This window comes from Pseudomonas sp. B21-048 (assembly GCF_024748615.1).
Lineage (GTDB): Bacteria > Pseudomonadota > Gammaproteobacteria > Pseudomonadales > Pseudomonadaceae > Aquipseudomonas.
This window is the reverse complement of record NZ_CP087168.1, coordinates 4,321,281-4,340,757: the sequence shown is the minus strand read 5'-3', so window position 1 is coordinate 4,340,757 and position 19,477 is coordinate 4,321,281. Positions and strand designations below refer to the sequence as shown.

At 57.2% G+C, this 19,477-nt stretch carries 8 protein-coding genes; 6 read left to right on the top strand and 2 right to left on the bottom strand.

All coding sequences use genetic code 11. The annotated features are described in order from the left end of the window. Positions 1-37 precede the first annotated feature (37 nt). Entirely contained in the window at positions 38-1,489 is a 1,452-nt protein-coding gene (gene pyk, locus LOY56_RS20390; RefSeq protein ID WP_258616831.1) for a pyruvate kinase, read from the bottom strand. Between the two features lie 190 nt (positions 1,490-1,679). On the opposite strand from pyk, the gene LOY56_RS20385 reads away from it, so the two are divergent. Both LOY56_RS20385 and LOY56_RS20380 read left to right on the top strand, forming a co-directional pair. Beyond that, on the top strand, positions 1,680-2,054 hold the full coding sequence (locus LOY56_RS20385; RefSeq protein ID WP_258616829.1) for a tol-pal system YbgF family protein: 375 nt from the start codon (positions 1,680-1,682) through the stop codon (positions 2,052-2,054). 242 nt (positions 2,055-2,296) lie between these two features. Further along, a complete protein-coding gene (locus LOY56_RS20380; protein WP_258616827.1) occupies positions 2,297-2,656 on the top strand; it encodes a PilZ domain-containing protein in 360 nt (119 codons plus the stop codon). A gap of 142 nt (positions 2,657-2,798) precedes the next feature. Here the strand turns inward: LOY56_RS20380 and LOY56_RS20375 are convergent, their stop codons facing one another. After that, on the bottom strand, positions 2,799-3,173 hold the full coding sequence (locus tag LOY56_RS20375; protein WP_258616825.1) for a DUF6124 family protein: 375 nt from the start codon (positions 3,171-3,173) through the stop codon (positions 2,799-2,801). Positions 3,174-3,674: 501 nt separating this feature from the next. On the opposite strand from LOY56_RS20375, the gene LOY56_RS20370 reads away from it, so the two are divergent. From LOY56_RS20370 to LOY56_RS20355, 4 genes are all read left to right on the top strand, one after another. Further along, complete coding sequence (locus LOY56_RS20370) at positions 3,675-6,959, top strand: hypothetical protein (RefSeq protein WP_258616823.1); 3,285 nt, start codon at positions 3,675-3,677, stop codon at positions 6,957-6,959. Positions 6,960-7,081: 122 nt separating this feature from the next. Further along, positions 7,082-10,687, top strand: a complete 3,606-nt coding sequence (locus tag LOY56_RS20365) for a Tc toxin subunit A (protein WP_258616821.1) — start codon at positions 7,082-7,084, stop codon at positions 10,685-10,687. Between the two features lie 45 nt (positions 10,688-10,732). Further along, positions 10,733-14,821 carry a neuraminidase-like domain-containing protein gene (locus tag LOY56_RS20360; protein ID WP_258616819.1) on the top strand — a complete coding sequence of 1,363 codons (4,089 nt, stop codon included), beginning with the start codon at positions 10,733-10,735 and terminating at the stop codon, positions 14,819-14,821. Further along, entirely contained in the window at positions 14,814-19,475 is a 4,662-nt protein-coding gene (locus tag LOY56_RS20355) for an Ig-like domain-containing protein (RefSeq protein WP_258616818.1), read from the top strand. The genes LOY56_RS20360 and LOY56_RS20355 overlap by 8 nt, the downstream gene beginning before the upstream one ends. Positions 19,476-19,477 lie beyond the last annotated feature (2 nt).

Genomic DNA, 19,477 nt, shown 5'->3' with positions numbered 1-19,477 from the left:
CATGGCGGGGCTTTTTGGTTTTTCAGCGGTCCGGTACTCAGACCATCTTGTCGCCCACGTGCAGGATTTTCATCCCGTTGGTGCCGCCGATGGTGTGGTAGCTGTCGCCCTTGGTCAGGATGACCCAGTCGCCTTTCTCGACCACGCCCAATTTGAGCAACTCGTCGATCGCGGCCTGGCTGACTTGCTCAGGCGGCAGCGATGCCGGGTCGAACGGTACGGTATAGACGCCACGGAACATGGCCGCGCGGGCCTGGGTTTCGCGGTGTGGGGAGAACGCGTAGATCGGCACCGAGGAACGGATGCGCGACATGATCAACGGCGTGTAGCCACTTTCGGTCAAAGCGATAATCGCCTTCACGCCCGGGAAGTGGTTGGCGGTGTACATGGCCGCCAGCGCGATGCTCTGGTCGCAGCTTTCGAAGACCGTGCCGATACGGTGGCTGGAGGTCTTGCTGGTCGGGTGCTTTTCAGCGCCGATGCAGATGCGCGCCATGGCTTGCACTGCTTCCAGCGGGTACAAACCGGCAGCACTTTCGGCCGAGAGCATCACGGCGTCGGTGTAGTCGAGCACGGCGTTGGCTACGTCGGACACTTCGGCGCGGGTTGGCATCGGGTTCTGGATCATCGACTCCATCATCTGGGTCGCAACGATCACAGCCTTGTTGTGGCGGCGTGCGTGCAGAATGATTTTCTTCTGAATGCCCACCAGCTCGGCGTCGCCGATTTCCACACCCAAGTCACCACGGGCCACCATCACCGCGTCGGAGGCCTTGATCAGGCCGTCGAGGGTTTCGTCGTCGGCCACGGCTTCGGCGCGTTCGATCTTCGCCACCAGCCAGGCAGTACCGCCGGCTTCGTCGCGCAGTTGACGGGCGTACTCCATGTCGGCGGCGTCACGCGGGAAGGACACCGCGAGGTAGTCGACTTCCATTTCCGCAGCGAGCTTGATGTCGGCCTTGTCTTTCTCGGTCAGGGCCGGTGCGGTCAGGCCGCCACCGCGACGGTTGATGCCTTTGTGGTCCGACAGCGGGCCGCCGATGGTCACGGTGCAGTGCAGTTCGGTGGCGGTGGCGGTGTCGACGCGCATCACCACGCGGCCGTCGTCGAGCAGCAGCTCGTCGCCCACGCCGCAGTCTTTCACCAGGTCCGGGTAGTCGATGCCGACCACTTGCTGGTTGCCTTCGGTCAACGGATGGCTGGTGGAAAAGGTGAATTGATCACCGATCTTCAGCTCGATCTTCTTGTTGGCGAATTTGGCGATACGGATTTTCGGGCCTTGCAGGTCACCCAGCAGGGCGACGAAGCGGCCGTGCTTGGCCGCGAGGTCACGCACCAGCTTCGCGCGAGCCTTGTGCTCGTCGGGGGTGCCGTGGGAGAAGTTCAGACGGGCGACGTCCAGGCCAGCCAGAATCAGCTGTTCGAGAACTTCCGGCGAGTTACTGGCCGGGCCAAGGGTAGCGACGATTTTGGTACGACGGACGGACATGCAAAGACTCCTGAGTTCAAGCGCTAGCAGAGGCTACTATGGTCCGTAGGTGTAGTCATTGTTCGTTTGCACTACTTTTTGTGAAGAACTTGGTTATTGCTTTCTTTATTGAGCCCCGACAACTTTGCAGCAGCCATCCTGAAGATTTCCGCCAACGAGTCGATACAGAGCTCAAGACAGGAGATCCCCCATGCGATTCGTGCTCATTGCCGCCCTTGCCCTCAGTGTCGTGGGCTGCACCCGTTGGTCGATGAACCATCATTTGAATAATGCCTACAGCGCCTATGATCGCGGTAACTGCGAACAGGTGATGCTTGAGTTGTCCAAAGTCGAGCGCGACAGCCGCGCCCGCCCGCATGTGTGGCCGGAAGTGTCGATGATGCGCGGCCAGTGCCTGGAACGGCAGAAGCTGTTTATCGATGCGGCGCAGACCTACCAGTTCATCATCGTCGCGTACCCGCAAAGCGAATACGCCTACCGCGCCCGCGCGCGTCTGGAAACTTTGCAGAGCCTGGGGCATTACCCGACTCGTAGCGCGGCAGTCGTGAGCCCGACCCGGTTCTGATTGAAGGGGTATTCAAAGGCTGGCTGACCGGTGGCGGTGAGCTATAGTCGAATAAATCGGTTTAGAGCCTTGTTTCTAATTCGAGGTAACACCTGTGATCGGCAGCAGTAAGCGGCAGCGGAAGGATGGACTGTCGCACCGGGATCGGGGAGAGCGCGGCTTATGCCTATCAAGCAATAGAGCAGGCCCGTTCCGAAGCATTAGTGCGGCCCTGCTTAAGGGCCTTGCGTAGCGAAATCAGCATGTTCACTGACCGCCGGATCGAGCGGCATCAACTGCCGTATTTTCTCAAAGTGTTCAACAGCGTCACCGACAAACCCATCGGCTTTCTGGGCAATCTGTCCGAGGACGGGCTGATGTTGATCAGCCAGTTGCCGATGATGGTGGGCGCCGATTTTGACCTGCGCCTGAAAATCCCCATGGATGGCCATTGTCAGCAGGTGATCGACCTCAACGCCTGCTGCCTGTGGTGCCACGAAGACGAAACCCCTCACCACTATGACGCCGGCTTCAGCCTGCAACGGGCACCGCCGGAGTATGAGCAATTGGTCGAGGCGTTGAAGCAGTACTTCAGTTTTCAGCCGTTGCCTGCTTCGGCCTGAAGGCTGCGGCGGCTTCACTATTGTCATCGCAGGCAAGCCCGCTCACAGTTTCGGCGGTGTTCACCTATCGTGTGTTCACCGAAGATCCCTGTGGGCGGGCTTGCCCGCGATGGCGTCAGACCAGACGGCCAATACTTAAAGGCTAGGCCGGCTTAATCGCCCGCTCGATATCCAGCGACCTCTCCGCCAGCATCAACCCCATCTCACTCATCTGATAAATCGCCATCGCCAGATGCCGCTGTTTGTCTTCCAGGCTGTCCGCCAGATCCAGCAGCAAAATGCTCACCGAGGAAAAGGTTTCATAGGTCTGGATGACAAGGGCTTCGGGGTTTGCATCAGGTGCGACGGTGAACATTTTCATGGCACGGTCCCGGGATGAGCGCAGCGATTCGATATCGGGTTTGAGGTAGTGGTCGAGGGCCTTTTCGGCGGCGGCGTGGAGTTTTCTTGAATCGAGGGAGGCGTAGGGGGAAACCGGGTCGGTTTCGGGTGGGGGATTGGGTGTGGCTTTGAACATAGTGATTTTTCCCTTAATTGGAGCCTTGACCACTTCGCGACTAAACGGAGGGTGGCGGCTGTACGCAGGTTAGTCGACCGGGGAAATGTCACCAAAAACCGGCGCGCCGAAGCGCCCTGCGCACAACCACCATCAAGTGCAGGGATAGGGAATACCTGACTGATAGAGGCGCAATGCACCTTGATGACACACCCCGAGCGACTAAACCCGGCCGCTGATGAGCAGCGACGCGGATCAAGTTACGGGGCAATACCAAAGCGCACAAGCCGGCGGATTCTGGCGGATCTGTAGGCAAAGGCGCAAGACGTTGTAGTTTGCGGCCGGTGTCTGAAGACGGTGTGCGGATAGACCTGAAACGGGATTCTTTGTTTTCGAAATCAGCACATTTATTTTTATACCATTTTGATCTTTCTGACTGTCAGTTCTGACAGTAGTAAGCGGATCAGGAGGCCAGTAGGCTTTTGACAAGTTGTCGCCTATGCCTTGTTGAGAGCCGCTGAAATGAACGAATACGTTGATGATGGAGCTAAAGGTAGAGCCTGGCTGGATGATGAAAATGTCCAGACGACCAGCTATGCGCATATCACTGAACTGGAGGACGGCTCATTTCGCGAGCAAGGTGAAGGTGCACAATATTCCGAAGTTTTCTGGAGTGATGCGGTCACCACCACTCTCCATCAGACGCACCCGCGTGTGTCTTCGTTGAAGACTCAGTTGGTCTGTCAGTACAAGTTTGAGAATGGCCGGATATATGTAAAGACTTTGCGTTACCACATGACCACGCGAAGTGGTAACTGGTACAGGGCCAACATTGATGTTGGTCTTCAGGCCGGCGAATGGGTGCGTCTGAATTCACCTGACTCGATGTCGCAGGATGATAAATGGCACGATTATGTCGTATGCCTCGACTCGCTCCTTGGGGCGCCTGATTTTGGTGTAAGTCTGACAATACGCGTGGACTACGATGGGACCAACAATGATGTCGAGCCTCATGAAGGGTGGGGCACGGATGTCTTTCCTTCACAGAAGCCGATCATTGAGGTGCCAGCGCCGGGTGCGGTGGTCGAGATGCCATTTTCCGTTTCGGGAGGAAACGGCCTCTATGGTAATGGTGCGAAGGTCAATTTGCTTTGCCTGTACAGTGGCAATGTGACTTTGCTCAGATCCGCGACCGTAGGGAGAGATGGTCGGTGGAACGCCTCCATCTCGTTGCCACCAGGCGTTTCATCTTTTTACGCTAAACAAATAATAGGCAGTGAAACTTCTGGGTCGTCGAATATTGTCACTATTAAGCGCTCTGTGGCTGCTCCACAAATCACCAAACCGTCTTCCAATGAAACAGTCGATCCGCGACCAACTATTTCGGGTACGGGAGTAAGCGGTTCGACAGTCAAGGTATGGCAAACCAATCCGTACCGGGTTTTGGTGACAGGCACGCAGGTCGGTGCCAACCTGAACTGGTCAAAGCAATCGGAAGTGGCTCTGGAAAGTCCATCGGTCACCATCAGGGCACAAGCGACACTTGATGGCGTGAGTTCGCCCGAAACGGAGAATCGAACATTTATCGTGCGTTTGAACTCCCTGAGTATCACTTCGCCGGCCGCCGGGTCGTTACAGAATCAAACCTTTACGCTTTCAGGAACGGGCGGTGAGGCAGGCGCTATCGCTCGAGTATTTCTTGATCTTAACGATACCCCGGTAGGCGCAAGCGAGACGTTGACAGGAGACCAGTGGAGTGCATCCGTTACCGTACCTGTGGGACCTGCGTCAGTGGTCGCGCAAAATTTCAAAGGTCAGTTGGAGTCGCCGCGCAGCACCCCTCGCCATTTCAAAATCCGCCCCCCAAAATTCAGCTCATTCACCGCCTGTCCCGCCGACGACAACACCGTGACATTCTCCGGCAACGGGGGGTATGTGGGGGAAGTGCCGGCCTATATTGAAATCACCTTCACCAGCCCTGAGCTGGCCCCGATCGAATTGCCTGTGCAAACTTCGTCCTGGACCTACACCTCCGCCAACTGGGTACCGGGCAATTACACCTGTCAGGCGCGCCAATGGGTGTGTGGGGCATCGGCTGGCGAGAAGATCTATTCCGAGGCTACCGCTCCCTTTTCTTTTTCGATAAGCGTTCCGACGCCCACGCTCACGTTTCATGTGGGTGAGGATCAGCGGCCGAAGTTTTCCGGGACCGGTCATCATTGGGACAACCAGCCTGATACCCAGGTCGAAGTGTCTGGGGGCACATCACCTGTGCCGAAAACTCCCGTGATATTGGGCCAATGGTCGGCTGAAGCGTCAGTGCCTTGGGCGCCTGGCAGCCATTCAGTGAAGGCGAGGCAGCTGTTCCAGGCAAGCGGAAGCCCGGAACTGGCATCTGCCTGGACCGAGCCGGTGTCCGTGGTCGTTCGGCCTCGGCTCCCGACGATCGACACCATTGACGAAGACGGTTTGTTTCCGATTTTTTCAGGCACCTGTTGGCCTGGAGCGGAGGTCAATTTCGTGTTCAGCGACGGCGGGCCATCCGGTTCCGCGACCGATAGCGACAAGGACGGTCGATGGACGTTCACCCGGTCGCAACTCTCATTGCCAGGCGCGCATACCGTCACGGCAACCCAGACATTCGGCGGACAAACGTCCAACCCGGCGAGCAAGTCGTTCAGTGTGGCGGTGGTAAAACCCGTCATCACGCCGATCACGGTGCCGGTAGGCCACCAGGATTCGGTGATCGAAGGCCATAGCGGCGTGCCCGGCGCGGTGATGAAAATCTATGACCAACGCACCGAGGAGTACCTGGGTGAGGCGCCCGTGACGGAGGGCAAATGGGCGGTAATCATTGACGAACTGGCATTTGGACCCAGTGATATTTATGCACGGCAGACGTTCAACCAAACGCACTCCGCACACAGCCAGCATGTCCGCCTGGAGGTCACGTTGTTGGCGCCTGTCGTGCAAACACCGCTGCCGGACGATACGGTCGCGCGCAGGTTCAGAATCCAGGGGCGTGGGGCTCGTCCAAAGGGTTCGGATGCGGCGTATGTGTATGTGTGGCTGAACGATGCGCCTGATCCATGGGATGTTCGGGTGGTGTGGAACACCGGTCATTGGGAGTTCGACGCCGTTTTGCCGGTGGGCGCTCACACCTTGACCTTCCAACAGTATTTCAGGGATCACAAGTCTGTGTGTGAAGAGCTGGTGCTTGCAGTGGTGCCCGCCAAACCGTTTATCGAAACCCCGGCCAGCGGCGAAACCATCGAGGCGCACATGGCGGTGTTCGGCTTCGGCTATCCGGGCGATACGGTCAGCCTCGCCTTTGCCGATGCCATCGAAGTACCCCTGGGTACCGCGCAGGTGCAAGAGGATGGCACCTGGTCGCTGCGCCTGCCGCTTGACCGGCCGGCCGGCCAGGCAGCGTTGCTCGCTCAGCAGCGTTATGGAGAGCACCTGTCCGGGTGGACCGAGGCGCGAGCCCTCGAACTACGAAGCGATCCACCGCTGTTTACAACCCCCCGGTCTGGCCGATGGATTCTGCCTCAACCGGTGTTTGCCGGTACGGCCGAGAAAGGAAGTGCTGTTGCACTGTTTGCCTGGTTTGACCCGGAGCTAAAACTGGGCGAGGCCCCCTTTACCGGCCAAAGCTGGGAAGCGACACCGTCGCAAGCGGTGCGGTCCGAGGAGCATTGGGTCCGGGCGCAAACATCGGGAGGCACGCAGACATCCGCCATGGCCGACAGTCCTCGGTTCGAAGTGATTGCCGTCGCACCGGAAGCTGCCCGTTCGGGCGTCTGAAGTCCGATGAACGGTCACGTCTACTGTCAGTTCTGACAGTAGACGCCCCAGCTCGGCCAGCGCATCGTTATTCCAGACATTATTCACCGTGACCGTTTCACTTACGCCGGAGCATCAGGATCATGGATACGCCCAACCGCCTGGCCAGACAGTTTTACGAGAATCTTTTCGATGCTCCTGAACGCGAGGCGTTGCCTGAGCTCAACCAGTTTTTCGACGCGAAGGGCTCGGTGTGTGCCCTAGCCCAAAAGGGCGTCGACGGGCTGGTGGCCGACTACGGAATGAACCGTGACAAGGCACAGGCGTTTCTGACGCGACTCAACCCGCTGGCGACCTCTGTGCTGCGTCAGTTCATCCACCACCAACAAACCGGCCCCGGCGACGTAGACCCGGCACGATCAAGATGGCCTGCCGGGGATCACGGGCCGACCTATGCCAGTTTGTTGAAGCCCGCTTACGAAATGCTGTGCTCACCGCAATCCATTGAAGCCGTTCATTCGCCGGCGGCTTATTTGGCCTCCCTGGGTTATTGGGCCGAATATCGGCTCGGGAGCGCGGACGAAGAAGGATTACCGTTAAAGAATCGCCGTACGGACCTCGACAAATTGCTTGTCGATATCACCACGGTCCATGACAGCGTGCCCTCCGTGGAGGTCGTCACCCACGTGATGGAAACGTTCATCAAAACTGAAAGCGCCCAGCTCGATATCGATAGAGCCTTGAGTCGCAGCCGCTACCCCAATGGGCTGCCGTTTCATCGGCCCTGGGTGACGCTCAATTACCTTGCCCGGGAGCATCTGGAATCGGTCGGCAGTGTAAGGCGGCTCTGTGACCCCAGGTTTCCGTATTTCCTTGACCCGGCGCTTTGGAGTAAGGAATCGGATGCGGCTCTCTCCCTGGCAGCACGGTTCAGTGTTGAGCAGAGAACAGTGCTGACGGAAGCTCCCCACTTTTCTTCGCAAGCGCAAGCAGAAGAGTCTTATTTCAAGGAAAACTTCGGCTTGGTGGGAGTGCAGCCGGGTAATTTGACCTCGCAGGTGAGTTATTTCAACAGCAGAACTCAACTGAATCAGCAGGGGATGGAAGCGCTTCTATCGATCAAGGATTTCGCCACGACCTTGTCGCCAAATTACGTTCGGGACAGTAACAAGTCTGTTAGCGGTGCGCATTCAGGCTCGGTTTTTATCAACGCAGGTGTTTCGCCTGCCATTTCCATTGCCTATTCCGACACAGCGGAGGTCTTCAACCAGTTTCGAGACCTCGACAAACCCCGCATCGATCGGATAAACCGCAAGTTGCGCCTGGACAAATGGCTGGGATTGCCCTGCCACCAAGTCGACAGGTTGCTCATCGCTGCGATGGAGGCTGAGTACGCACCTGCGCCATCGAAATACTGGATAACCCCCAATACGATCCGCGCGCTGGGGTTGTTTCAGGAATTAAGGGAGCGCTACGCGTGCACCGCCGAAGATTTTTCGGTGTTTATCCACCACATTTCCGTTTTTGGACGAGGCATCGAGGCCGCTCAATTCGACCGTGTGTTCAATGAGAACACTCTGTTTACGCGCCCCTTGAAGATCGACAGCGGTGAGTTTGCGATCATCCCGCAGACAGAAGCCGACATGCTGACGATCAGCCAGATACGCAGCGCGCTGGGCATCGAACTGGAAACCTATCTTTACCTGGCGCAAGTGATCGCGCAGGCCCATGGGGTGACCGTGTTGCGCCGCAGCGTGCCCATTCTTTCCAGTTTTTATCGAATGGCAAAACTGCCGCGCCTGATCGGGATCACGCCGATCGAGGCCGTGGCGCTGTTGCAGATGATGGGTGGCGATAACAGCCTGCTGTTCAGTCTGGCAGGCGCACCGCGGATCATCGCCGGGCAAAAGGAGCCTGAGCACACCGATGTGCTCAGCGTCATTCAGGCGTTGGTGGACAGTGTGCGTTGGTGCCTGGACGCCGGCCTGACGGTGCATTGGGTTGCCCAGCATATACCGACGGTCATCGCCCCTGCGTTGCCTTCGCAGGTCGAGTTCGCGCTGGCTGAACAGTTGATGAGTCAGATTGTTCCGGCGCTGTTGACCGAGCAATTGTTGAGCATGAGCGGTGCGCCGCTTCTGCCGAACAATCGGCCATGGCTGGAGGTGCTCAGGGCATTAGTGGATGAAAAAGGGCTCGTGTTGCATGTTGAAGAAACGCAGGCGCGGCCTTACAAGACCCATGCCCGGGAGGCGATTGACAGGGCGGTAAAGGCAACTCTGCCGGATCTTGATGAAGGCGAGCAGGCGGTACTGACAGAAAAAATACTCGATGTGCTGCTGCGTTGCCGCAGTGGCCAGCACAGCGTGGTCCAGGAAGGCTTGTCGGGGTACTCCGGCCTGGCTTCGGATATCACGCTTTTGGTGCTGACCTGGTCGGGAGCCTCTGTGTACCAGGTGCTGGCTCGGGTTTTTTCGACTTCCACGCTCGATGCAATAGCTGTCTCCCGGCGTCAGGATCCTGATCATCCCGAAGACGCGTTTTGGGTCATTTTGGCGGAGTTTCTGCGGCGCAGTTCCATTGTCCGCACGTTGGAACTCAGCACGATCTTTCTGCAGTATCACCTGGAAGAAAACCGCGAACAAACGCCTGATGGACACACAGCCCCGGCCTTTTCACTCGCGACGCTATACCAACTGAGCGTATACAAGCGGGCGCTGGCCCTGAGCGCCAAACCGGAAGAACAGCTGGTGAGTTATTTCCAGCGCGTCGGTGCGCTGCCGACCAACCTTGCAGCGGACGGCAAGACCCTTGTCCAGCATGCAGCGGCGAAGTTGTTGGCTGAACTGTTTACCTGGAGTACCCGGGAAGTTTTGGCGTGCGCTTTGCGGATAAGCCCGGACGAAGGGCTGATTCGAACCGTGGCGCAGCTTGACTTGCTGTTGCGTGTCCGGGCGTTCGCCTTGCGCAGCGGCATGGACGCCGAGGCGATCCTGGCGATCGGCACGCTGCCTCCGGATGGCAGCTACGAGCAGTACGAGACCGTGGCCGATCGGGTCACGGCCAGCCTGACCCAGCCGGGAAATTCGCTCATCGCTGATGACATCGGCTCGGTGGGGCAGGACGTGCAGATGACCGTCAAGGTTGAGCCTGAACGCTTGATCGCCAACAAACCTGACGAGTTTGCGACCTATACCATCACCGTTCAAAACCGCGCAGGCATACCGCTGAGAAGGGTCAACGTGCACTGGCTATCGACGCTGGGGCGGCTCGAAGCGTTGATGACGCCCACTGACAACGATGGCGTGGCAACCGTGAAGTTGCATGCTGGTACGGTCATGGGCAGTGCGATGACGTTCTACCAGCATGACTTGGGCAAACAGCTGGCGGGCCCGACGGTAGAGATTGGCTTTGATGTGAGCACACTTAGCCCTACCGGCAAGTCACCCGTACCGACCAAGCCGATGGTAGGGAAGCCGGTCTCGTTGTTTCTCACGCTTGAGGACGACTACGGCAACCTGGCGGCCGATCAGTCGGTGCTCTGGACATTCAATTCGCCGACCATCCTTCCGATCGAGACGGACACAAACCGGGCCGGCTTGGCTGAGGTCACGTTCACCAGCGAAGAACCCGAGAGCATTACGGTGACAGCCACAATCCTCGCCAATGGCAACAAAGCGATATTCAGGCCGATCGAGTTCACACCCGCTGCTGACGGTTCAGCTGATTCACCTCTTAGCATGGCATGAGCCATTGTCCAGCCATTGACGCTCGACATCGACAAGGAGATTGACATGATTACGCAGCAGATGGGGGCGCTCAAGGCATTACGGCGTGATGCGCTGATCGAATTTTGCATCGGCCTCAAAGACCTCGACGCGAACGAGGGCGATCATTCACGTATTGTCTCGCTTGATAATTTATTCGAATGGTTGCGCACCGATCCTGCCGACAGCGATCAGGTCATGACCTCTTGGGTGGCTGAGGCCGTGAGCTGTTTTCAGCAATACATTCACGCGGTCTACCAGAAACTGGAGCCGGGTTACGTCGGACGAGAGTTCCCCGCCAAGGATCTGGAAGACTGGGACATTGCCCATAATTACCCCGTCTGGGCCGCCAGCCAGTTGCTTAAATGCACGCCCGAAGACTACATCACGCCTTATGCGCGTATTCGCAAGACCAGCCTGTTCAAGGTGCTTGAAAGCAACCTCAATCAAACTCGCCTGACGACCGATTCGGTACAGCGTGGTGTGCAGGAATACCTTCGGGTGTTCGAAGAAACCTGCAACCTGGAAGTGCTCAATGGTTACATGAGTACCGCAAATCCGCTTGACGCCGTTTATTACTTCATTGGCCGCGAGCGCATCGAGCCGCACCGTTATTTCTGGCGCAAAGCGGACATAGAGCTCGACGGTTCGTCCGTGGCTGTGAACCCGACCGCCTGGAGTGAGTGGCAACAGATCGACATTGGCGCCGAAGGTCGGGTGCTGGACAGCCGTCCGGTGTTCTGGGGTGGCCGGTTGTGCCTGGTATGGGCGACGTGGCATGAGGCATTGTTCGACGCAGACAACAAACTGCAAAAGCCCTATGAGTTGGAACTCAGCGTGGCGTTCATTGCCTTGAACGGGCAATGGTCGGCACCCGTCAACTTGCACCGGTCGCAATATAAAGAGGACGTCTCGCTACACTTGAGGATGGTGGCGGTGGCGCTACGTGATGTGTTCGACAAGGCCGACCCCGATGGACGCCTGGCGGTGCACGTGACCAATGGTCGCGGGACGACGGTGGGCAACAACCCGGTGGAAATCTACGAAACCCGCGATTCGCTGTTTCGCAAGGTGCCCGATGAAAGCTCTCTGATGGATTATCTGGCGCAGGAGCAATTCGATAGTTCGTTGACCCTCCAGCATTCGATAGCGCCCAAGGATTTTCCCTCTCTAACTTCACGTGTTACGACGCCGGGCAGCTTGACGGAGGACTACGCATTAAAGGCTTATGTTGTTCGTCGAGGCACAGAAGATCACTTGTTTGTACAGGGACATTGTTCCCGGGTGCCCGGCGGGGACGCCGCGAACAGAACGGTTACGCTGAAAGTCAAATACGCTGCAGGAGGTGACCTTGACACGTACTCCGGCAGCCACTCCGGGAGCGGGGGATGGTCTACGCCCTGGCTAGACATCAAGCGGCCGTCATTGGCCAATACCAACATTACCGTCACTTTGGGGGGGCCGATTTTCGGCACTAACACCTATGAGCTTCGGATCCAAAGCGTTCCTGAAGTCAAACCGCTGCCGACGTTGCTGAAAACCAATGAAAAAGGCGCGCAGTTTCTGAGTTTCAGCCAGCCGATCACGCTCAAGTACGTGCGCATGAATACGCTGATCGGTGGCGAGCTGGTGTTTCGTACCCATGTGTCCATGGCCGCGGTGCTTGACTGGACCACCCAGTTCCCGGAAGAGCCACCGTTGCCCGAGGGGAGCGAACCCAATGGCCCTTTCGACGGTTGTAACGGTTTGTTTTTCTGGGAACTGTTTTTCCATCTGCCTCATCTGGTGGCGTGCCGATTACGTGACGAAGAACGCTTTCTCGAGGCCCAACAGTGGTTACATTACCTGTTCGACCCGCAGGCTCCGGCCGACCTGCCCGGCGTGCCCAACCCTAAACCTCAGTATTGGCGCTGCCGCCCGTTAAATGTCGACCAGGCCAATATCGCCTACGAGGTGAAGGCACCGACTGACCCGGACGCGGTTGCCTACTCATCGCCCCGGCATTACAAAACGGTGATTTTTCTCGACTATGTCAGCAACATCATGGCCTGGGGCGATTGGCACTATCGTCAACTGACCCGAGACAGCCTTGCCGTTGCCAAAATGCATTACACGCGTGCAAAAACATTGATGGGGGCTGCGCCCATCAAGCAGACGGTGAGCAAATGGACGTCGACCCCTCTGAATGTGCTGATCAAGGAGATCGTCGATCAGCCGAACCTGCAAGCCTTCGAAGAAGCGCTTGCTGTGGACCCAACTCAATTACCCCTAAGTGCCAAGCACTTCGAGGCTCCATTCGCCTGCGGCACCAAATCGTTCAAGTTGCCGATCAGCCCTCGGTTGCTGGAGCTGTTTGACCTGCCGGCGAGCCGGATGTTTAACCTGCGCCATAACCTCACGATCGATGGCAAACCCTTGTCGATTCCGTTCTTCAGCCCCCCGGTAGACCCTAGTCAGCTATTGAACAGCCTGGCGGCCGGTGGCACGGGCGCCGCGCGGTTTATGGGAGGCCAGTTGCGCGTGGCGGCATTCCGCTGGCGAGTGCTGTTTGATACGGCGCTGCGTTCTGTGCAGTTGTTGCAGGAATTCGGCAACCAGGTGATGCGTCTGCTGGAGCAGGCAGATCGCGCAGAGCAGGAAGAGGTCCAGCAACGGCACCTGGTCGAGCTGGGGGATTTTGCACAAAAAGTCCACGAGGAAACCATCGCGCAACAGCGTGCCAGCCTGAGTGCCTTGCAACATAGCAGGACGATGGCCGAGGAGCGTCGTTCGCACTATGAGAAGCTGGAGCGGGAGAACATTTCATCGGGCGAATACAACGTCCTGGCCGAGCTCGATTTGGTCAAGACCTTAATGGCTTCCACCAGCGGGCTTCAGTCGGCAGGCGCGGCCCTCGATCTTTTCCCGAATGTCTTTGGGACGTCATTCGGTGGGGTGCAATTGGGCAGCATCCCCCGTGCCATTGGTTTGGGCATCCAGGTTCAGGCTGATATCACTCTCAAGGATGCCGAGAAATCCCAAACGTCAGAAAACTATCGGCGCCGCCGGCAGGAGTGGCGTCTGGCCCGTGATCAGGCCAGGGCGGAAATCAATGCCATCGATGGGCAAATCGGGGCCCAGAAATGCGCCATCGACGCAGCCCGGGCGGGCTTTGTGCAGACACAGAAGGCCAATGCCCAGGCGTTGAATCTGTTCGAGTTTCTAAAAAAACGAGCCAGTAACCTGGAGCTGTATCGCTGGCACTTGGGGCAGCTTAAAACCCTGCACTTCCAGGCCTACGATGCCGTTGTCGGCTTGTGTCTGAGTGCCCAGACGGCGCTGCAAGCGGAAACCTGCGAGTTCGATACCGCAACGATTCGGCCGGACGTCTGGCTCGATCATCGCCATGGCCTGACGGCGGGCGACTCTTTGCGTCTGGACCTGCTGCGCATGGAGGCCAATTACCTGCAACGCTACGAACGGCGCCTTGAGCTGGTCAAGACCGTTTCGTTGCGTCAGTTGTTTGACGACAGCTCGTACGAACAAGAGCCCGGTTCATGGACGGAGGCGCTCGACGAACTCCAGGAGAACGGCACCTTGAGCTTCTCGCTGGGCCAACTGCTGTTTGACCGTGATTACACCAATCATTATTGCCGCCAGATCAGCGCCATAGAGGTCACGCTGCCGTTGATAAAAGGGCCCTTCGAAGATACCCGGGCCATCCTGACGCAGGTAGGCAGTTATACCGCCACCCAACCGTCGATCGCGTCCCTGGAATACCTCCATTCACCAGGGGATTCAGTAGCCCCGTCGGACGTGCTGATCAATCTAGGCAGTGGCCAGCAAGTGGCATTGTCCAGCGGGCTGGACGACATGGGGTTGACGACCTTCAAAGCCGATGAAGGTTTGCTCAATCCCTTTGAAAACACAGGGGCCGTTTCCCGCTGGCAATTGAAATTCCCCTGGCACGAACGGCCGCAACAGGAGGCGCAGTTGGCGGCGTTGACCGACATCGTGCTCAAGGTTCGCTATACCGCCAAAGTCGCTGATGCGAAGTTTGCAGCGAAGGTGGAGGAGCTGGTAGGGAACAAAAATCCTGGAACTGAAGCGTCTGCAAAGGTAAGCCGCCATGAATGAACGTGCGCCTAATGCCAGCACCAACCTGGTAGTCGATGGCGATCTTTGTGAGGCCTACGAATTCTGGGAGGACGGCAATCCTGACAGCCTGTACGAGATTGAATCTGAAGAATGGCAAGGGAGCCACGTGAACTTTTTGCTCCTTCAAGAAGAGGCCGCCGCGTATCAAATGATTGACGTGCCGTTCAGTCATAAAGGGGACGATGCGCGTTACCGCCTCACGTTTTTCTATGAAATTCGCGGTGAAACCTATGGCATGGTTTCTGTGATCAACGAGCGCAACAACGAAAAGGTCGAAATCGGACTGCCGGCCCAGCGGCCCCTTCAAGACCAGGCCGAGCCGTTGGCTCTGACGCTGGTTGAACATGAAATGTTCCTCGACCTTGGACTGCAGCAAGGCGATCAGTTGAAGGTCATGTTTTCCCACGTGAAAGACCTCCCCAATGTCTCTAACCAAAAAGTGATCGTGACGTTGATCGAGCTGCATTTGGTGCTTGCACCGTTGCAGTTGCAGCGAATGATCAATGATGACCAGTCGTTCGAAACCGGGCAGACGCTTTATTTGTGCCTGGGCGCCGAGGGTGAAACCGCCCATCGGTTGCGTTTCGAGCCGCTGCCGGATAGCCCATGGGCCGCTTTACCGGCCGCGTTGTGGACCGTGGAGAATCCACAGGAAGCCATCCTCATCGAGCCGACGCTGGGTGAGAACCAGACTCTGGATCTGGCCTGGCGTCTCGATTGCCCGGTGCTGAAGGGGGATGCGCCTTTTCTGTTCTCGCTGTCGCTTCACAACCAGTACACGGCAGAACCCTACACGATGGATGTTTCCCTCGGTCACCATCGGCTGGAGATGAACGTTCTTCAAGGAGCCGATGTCTGGCCTGTTCTGGAGTACGCGCAGACAGTGCCGCTGGAGGTTCAGGTGGTGTCGTATTACACCCGCCAACCGGTCCCCGGCCAGGAGGTGACTTGGAGTTTGGGCCAGGAGATTCTGTATCGCGGCGAGAGTGACAGGGAGGGCAAAGCCTCTTTCGATTTTACGCCCGCCAGCAAGGGAGAACAGGTGATCAGGGCTACGGTGTCGAGCCCTTATTATCAGGATGCCAGCGTCCAGCAGGCGTTCGATGTTCGCGTTCTGGAATTCGATCCCTTCAACACAGTGCAGGTCCGGTTCGAAAACGGACCGGCTGCGATATGGGGAGAAAAAACCGGTTTTCCCGACCGGGCCAGCTCGTATCCGTTCACGGTGGTTCTGCCTGAGGACAGCCCCTTGCGGGATGATTCGATCGCGGTGCACTGGAGCGAGGGCGGATACTTGCCTGAAGAGCTGGACGTCACTTGCACCCCCGATTTTGGCGAATTGATTGTTGCCGACAGCAACGAGCTGGCGTGGACGCTGCTTTGCGGCGACAAGCTGGACGCGCGGTTCGGTTTGTTTCTGTCGAGCCCTCACTTACTGTGTGATTCCCGCAGTAACGCCATGTCGCTGGCGCGCAATACATTCAAAATCGGTGATTGGCGAGAAGCCAACAAATCACCCGTGGTGGATGAGGGCGATAGCGTTCATTGCATGCTGCAAGTGCTGAGCAAAACAGATGAGCCGGCGCTCAATATCCCCGTCGACTGGATCATCTCCGGTGACAAGGTCGCCACGACCCTGACCGGCACAGGCGGTTGGGCCAGCGTATTCCATACACCGACCCAGGCGCAGACATACGAGATCATCGCGCAAGTTCAACTACCTGATGGCGGCGTGCCGCTGGAACATTCGTTCACAGTCATTTCGCGGTCAACCAGCGGCTGGAAAGACCATATTGAGTGCTCGCTGGATACGCAGGTGATCGATAGAAATCACTGGGGTGTGGTTTGTCGCAGTGGCAGTACTCATAAATTCCGGATCGCCCCCACGAATGATGCCAGCCCGTTTATCGGCCAGCCCATCACCTTGAACTGGCGTGGGGGGACGGATCCCGCACCGGGATTGGTATTTGTCCCGGCGCTGGGGGCTCCTCATCCCCTGACGAAAGAAGGGCTGGAGTGGACGGTCACCTCTGGCGCTTCATACATCGGATTGTTCGAACTGGAAGTGACCAGCGGTTATCTGGAGGAGAAACGCGAGCTTTCAGGTCGTCTGTTGGGCGAAAGCATCAAAGACGAAGCCACGCTGCTGTTCGATCAGCTGCCTTCGATGATGGCCGAGAAAACCTTGCATCCCTGCCTGGGAGCGGTTCATACCCTGCGAGTGCTGCCTCACGCGTTCAGCCCCTTGCTGGGCCTGGAGTTGCATTGGTCCGGCGCGGAGCCACCGCCGGGGCTGGTCATCACCCCAGACAAAACCACGGGGCAGGTCATCACGGCGGGGGGCGTGCAGCTGAGCATTGACTGCAGTGATGTACCGCAAAAGGCTGAGTACAGTATTTTGCTGACGGAGCAAAGCGGGGATTCCAGGCCTGCGGCACCCGTAGCGTTGAGCATTGACCACAATAAACTCAAGCCGGGTGAGCTGCGGCCGGTAGCAGTGGACCCCGTGCTGGACAAGGGGGAATGCGTCCACCTGGAAGTCCAATTCCGGTCCTGGTTCAGCGATGTGCCCGTTGCTGGCAAGACGGTGGCCTGGAGTTGGGATGCGCTGGGAGCGCCGAGCGACTCGGTGACCGATAACAACGGCTGGGCCAGGTTTGATTACGCACCGTCGCGCGCAGGGCTTATCCCTGTCCGGGCCAAGGTCGTTAACCCTTATGACGACAGCGAGGCTGTGCAGACCGTCGAAGTGAATGCCCTGCAACGCGATCCGTGGCAGGACCTCAGGGTTCAAACGGATGACGGCGATGGCGAGTGGGGAGCGTCTTTCCTGCTTCCTCGTCACAACGGTGAATTCGACCTCACGTTGTCGGCTAATGAGGAAAGTTATCTTCGTGGTCAACGTGTGGCTTTGGGGCTGACGGGGACCGGGCCCAATGCATTAAACATGGCGATAGAGCCCGTTCCGTTGGGTGATTTTCGGGACTTTGACAAAGATCTGCCCGTTACCCTCAAATCCAGCGAGGTGAAGGACGGCAGTTTCTCTCTCCGCTTGGCGGCCACACGATTGCTGTCGCTGTCGCCGAGCCAACCCGTGTCATTGGGCGCACCCTTCAGGGGCGTCACATTGTCTGCCGACAACCGTGTTTTGCAGATGATTTATTGGGGGGGGAAATTCGAGGCTGCTGTTACCGCTGTCTCCCGACTGGGTGAGCCTGTTGCCGGACTGCCTGTTTACTGGGAAGGGCCGGAAGGGGGACGCGTATCCACGGTTACCAATTTCTACGGCGTGGCGAAGATTCAATTTACCCCGAAGATCCCGAGAGAGTCTGAAGTGATTGCCAAGACAGGGGATGAACACCACTGGGACTCGGTTTCGTTTCGGTACACATTGATTGAGCCCCGGAAAATACAGTCGCTCTTTAGCCCAAAACCAAATGGTTATTTGGGGGAGTTGGTTTCAGCAGTCGTTACGGTGATTTCTGCCAGGACAGGTGCGCCTTTGCAAGGCGTTGAGGTGGTGTGGGATTACCCCGACAGGACGATTGCCCCGACAAGAACAGATGCTGAAGGGAACGCCCGGGTAGAGTTCAGGATGCCAGGCATTAGAAGGGGACTTCTAGAGGCTGCCGTGCCGGGTGGGTATGGTGGATGGGAAGTAAAATTTATTAAATTTGAATTGGTGCCAAATATGACTACTTCTTCGACTTGGCTGCAGGAATTCAGACCTTACATTAACGGCGTGGAAGTAGATTGGTTAGACGCGAAGCTGACTTTAGTAGCAGGAGAGATTTACACACTAAAGCTGGACTACAAATACAGTTGGCTGATTGGCGAGCCAGAAGGCTTTCTTGCTCTGGAATGCACGCCCGTCGCAGAGGATCAAGGTCTGGTTTTTTCTCCTCCCTTGGAGGAGCTGCAAGAGATGGCCAAGGGGACCACCTCCATGAGTTGGTCTATTTCTACCGAGCGCGCGCATAGCGGCCCTTTTGTATTGCAATTCGCCCTTCCGAACTTTGAACAGCTACCGAAATCACCGTCATTGCCGGGGGAGGTAGTTGATATCGCACAAGAGCTGGAGGTTAAATTCGACGAATTTCCAGTTACGCTCGGTAGGCGCGCCTATCCCTGCCATGGTGCAAGACACACCGTCACCGTGCGGCCCACCCCCACCAGCCATTTACAGGGTATGCATGTGAAATTGGTATGGAGTGGTGATTCTGCCGTAACTCTTGGTGTATTAGTGACACCTGATCCGGGGGAAGCTCGACAGCTGAATGCGGAAGGGGTGACTTGGGCGCTGGATTGCAGCGAAAGCCGCAAGAGCGGAGATTTTTCGTTGCGATTGATCATAGAGGAGTGGGGATTCGAAACTAAGCCAATAGACATGTTTCTGGCGCATAACTTGGTATCGGCATACCGATGGGCTGATTTTAGTAAGGAGCTATGGAACATTCGTGCAACTTCAAAATTTTTGAATCAGCCGGCACCTGGCGTATCAGTCCTTGTATTACCTGGCGGCGGTGGGGTGGAACATAAGGTGACTCAAGAAAACGGCGAAGTGAGTGACCCTATGAGAGGCGAAAAAACAGAGTTCATAATTGTAAATAGATACGATGGCAGTAATGTCTAACT